This is a genomic window from Rhizobium sp. SEMIA 4085 (assembly GCF_013004495.1).
GTDB lineage: Bacteria > Pseudomonadota > Alphaproteobacteria > Rhizobiales > Rhizobiaceae > Rhizobium > Rhizobium gallicum.
Genome location: NZ_JABEPH010000560.1, coordinates 1 through 2540 on the forward strand (window position 1 = coordinate 1; position 2540 = coordinate 2540).

The 2540-nt window shown below is 56.4% G+C and carries 3 protein-coding genes; 1 reads left to right on the plus strand and 2 read right to left on the minus strand.

From position 1 onward, the window contains the following. Positions 1-547: 547 nt before the first annotated feature. Positions 548-811 carry a hypothetical protein gene (locus C9413_RS30915; protein ID WP_133941976.1) on the minus strand — a complete coding sequence of 88 codons (264 nt, stop codon included), beginning with the start codon at positions 809-811 and terminating at the stop codon, positions 548-550. A 696-nt stretch (positions 812-1507) separates the two neighbouring features. Further along, positions 1508-2062 carry a DUF1003 domain-containing protein gene (locus tag C9413_RS30920; protein WP_039845972.1) on the minus strand — a complete coding sequence of 185 codons (555 nt, stop codon included), beginning with the start codon at positions 2060-2062 and terminating at the stop codon, positions 1508-1510. Between the two features lie 147 nt (positions 2063-2209). Here C9413_RS30920 and C9413_RS34035 point away from each other — a divergent pair, with 147 nt between their 5' ends. Further along, positions 2210-2539, plus strand: a complete 330-nt coding sequence (locus C9413_RS34035) for a hypothetical protein (RefSeq protein WP_246703902.1) — start codon at positions 2210-2212, stop codon at positions 2537-2539. Position 2540 lies beyond the last annotated feature (1 nt).

The window sequence follows — 2540 nt, forward strand, 5'->3', positions numbered from 1 at the left end:
GATCTGATGCACGATTAGGTCCGTGCGCTTGGGAGAGTTACGCTGACACTGATTGTGGCTGCATAATCCAAAGCCTTTGTACCAGGAAAGGCGCTCCGCTCGATTCTCAGTCTGCTCATTTGAAAGCGCTCGGTTCAGCTGACCTCAGTTATTTGCAGGCCATTTTAGATGCCATCTGCTGTGTGAGACGGGCAAGCCTCGAGCGCCTAAGACGCAAGCGAAACTGCTGTCGGTGGGGGCTTGGCTATGACGCAGGAGCGCTAGCTTTAATCGCGGACCATTTGCCTATTCTGATTGGAAAAGACGTTCAACGCGCGAGATGGCTGCCGATCAGCCGTCGATATTCCTGCTCCGCCGCCCCGTGCCGTCGATAAGACCTGATCTACCAATCGCCGACGACGTCGGCAACACGATCTGGCGCGTCACCGCCGCGCCTTAGGTCGACATCGTTTCCGAATTAAACGCTCGCCTCTGCACCCAGTTTCGACGATTCTCCGCAAGCGCAGAGATGACAGCCCGACCATTGACAGTCGACGACACCATCCAGTCATTTACGGCTGACGAATTTGTTGAACCGGCTTGTCCCGCTGTCCTCGGTGCTGTCCTGATAAAGGAAGGCGAGCTCGTTTTCATCGAAGATAGCGAAGAATTCATCCCACGAGATCTTTTCCAGGTTCTCTTCCGGCTCCCCGAAGTCTATCCGCAATATGCCACCTTGCTTGGCGCCCTTGACGCGGGAGGGGTATCCCTTGCGCGCTTCCACCCACTTGCGAATTGCTGAATGATCGGTTGTCGTGTTTGCGGTCGTCATAGAAACCTCCATTCGATTTCCGCCCACGCTCTCTCTTGGGGCGCGAGCGTCGAACAGATCACGCGAGGGAAAGTTCCGGCCGATAGTGCGCTTGGCCAATAATTCGGGGCAACGCCGGCGACACCGCCGGTATCTAAGCTCGGCAAACCGAACATGAAGCGTTACACGCGATTTTTTGGGGGACCAAATCCGTGCGTAGGGATTCAAAGATTTCCGCCGGTGCAACCGCCGGCCGAGAAATAAGCCGGCCGGTTGACAGTTGCTATCGCCCAGCGCTCCCGAGGCAAAACAATGGCAGGTGATTCACTAAAGCCCAAAGAGAACTGTCTGCTGGCTGTGCTGCCGGATGATGAGTATGACGCTGTCGTATCGCAAGTCTCCTTTATACGCGAAGCTCTCTCAACGGTTCGACGAAGCCTCGAAATGCGCAAAAGGTTATGCTTTTTTACGAACGAAAGTTCAGGCCCGGTAAGACCAACCGCTTTGCGCACCGCCATCGCGCTGTTTCAACCACCGCAATGGCAAAGGAGGCCGGAACATCATAACAATGTTCCGGCCTCGCGATGTAGTGCTGCGGTCAAACTGCGGAAAGGACTGGTTGTTTCCGCGATCGCAGCGATGCGGGTCGCAGCCTGGTGGAATTCTTTCGGGACGCGCAATGGTGAAGCAGGCGACACGGCAACCGCGATCGCGGCTTCACGCCGGCGGGGCTTTGGTCCCCCGACGCCGCATTTTCTCTTCAATTTCGTCCAGCACCGCTTCCGGCGTTACTTGCTCTTTCAGTTCCTCGAGTCCCTCTCTGGTCTCGATTTCGACGTCGAGCTTCTCTGCGATGGCTGCGACCAGGGTGAGCAACTCCGTCGTCTCATGCTCCGCCAGAAGACAAATCTGTAAATTGAGATCGGCGCGCTTGTCGTCGGCTTCCGCCATACGGTTTTGGCTGATCAGCACGAACGTTGAGATGAAAATCGCTTCGACGGATGCCGCCATCGCCAGAATGACCAACGACGGGTCGAAAGCTAGCACGGGCGGAAGCGGGCCGACATTGACGATGATCCAAAGTGCAAATATCAGCAGGTGCAGGTAAACGAACATCATGGATCCCGCGAAACGGGTAATGGCATCGGCCACCCGGTCCTGCCGGGTCGATTGGCGCGCCTCCTGCTCCCGACGCTTCAGCAGAGCCTCGATGTTGCGGTCGAGACGTTTCGATATCGTGCGTTCTTGCTGCTCGGAATTGGACGCTGACATTGAATGCTTCCATGTTGCGGAAATCCAAACCTGCGCGAAGGCGGAGAGTTCCGCGTTTTACCATCGCCGCTCAGCGAACGCACGGTTCCCGATTGGTTAGCTCCTGCTTCCCGTCATTTTCTGCTCTGAGACGATCGGATGAGCTCGATGGCTCGCTTGCCTATGCCGGGAATAGCAAGAAGTTCGTCGTCGGTCATGGAAGACAATTTACTGACCCGCTTGATGCCGCTGGAAAGAAGCGCCTTGACGACCCAAACAGGGATTTTGCTGCGGGCGAGCATATCGCTCGAGGCTGCCCGCGGCTTCGACGCTGTCCGTGCTGGTCGAGAGGCCATTTTGATCCCGCAGATGATTTGCGATCGACAAAACCGGCAAGGGGCTCGGACGGTTCCAGCTGTTTACCGGGTGCTGCAACCAATTTTATTCGGCCGGGACCGCCTCCTCTGCTTTATGCGTGCCGTGAGTTTTCCTCGCTAAA

Bases quoted from the DNA above. Each gene is read 5' to 3' on its own strand.
- C9413_RS30915 (WP_133941976.1), bottom strand. From the start codon at position 811: ATGACGACCGCAAACACGACAACCGATCATTCAGCAATTCGCAAGTGG.
- C9413_RS30920 (WP_039845972.1), bottom strand. From the start codon at position 2,062: ATGTCAGCGTCCAATTCCGAGCAGCAAGAACGCACGATATCGAAACGT.
- C9413_RS34035 (WP_246703902.1), top strand. From the start codon at position 2,210: ATGGCTCGCTTGCCTATGCCGGGAATAGCAAGAAGTTCGTCGTCGGTC.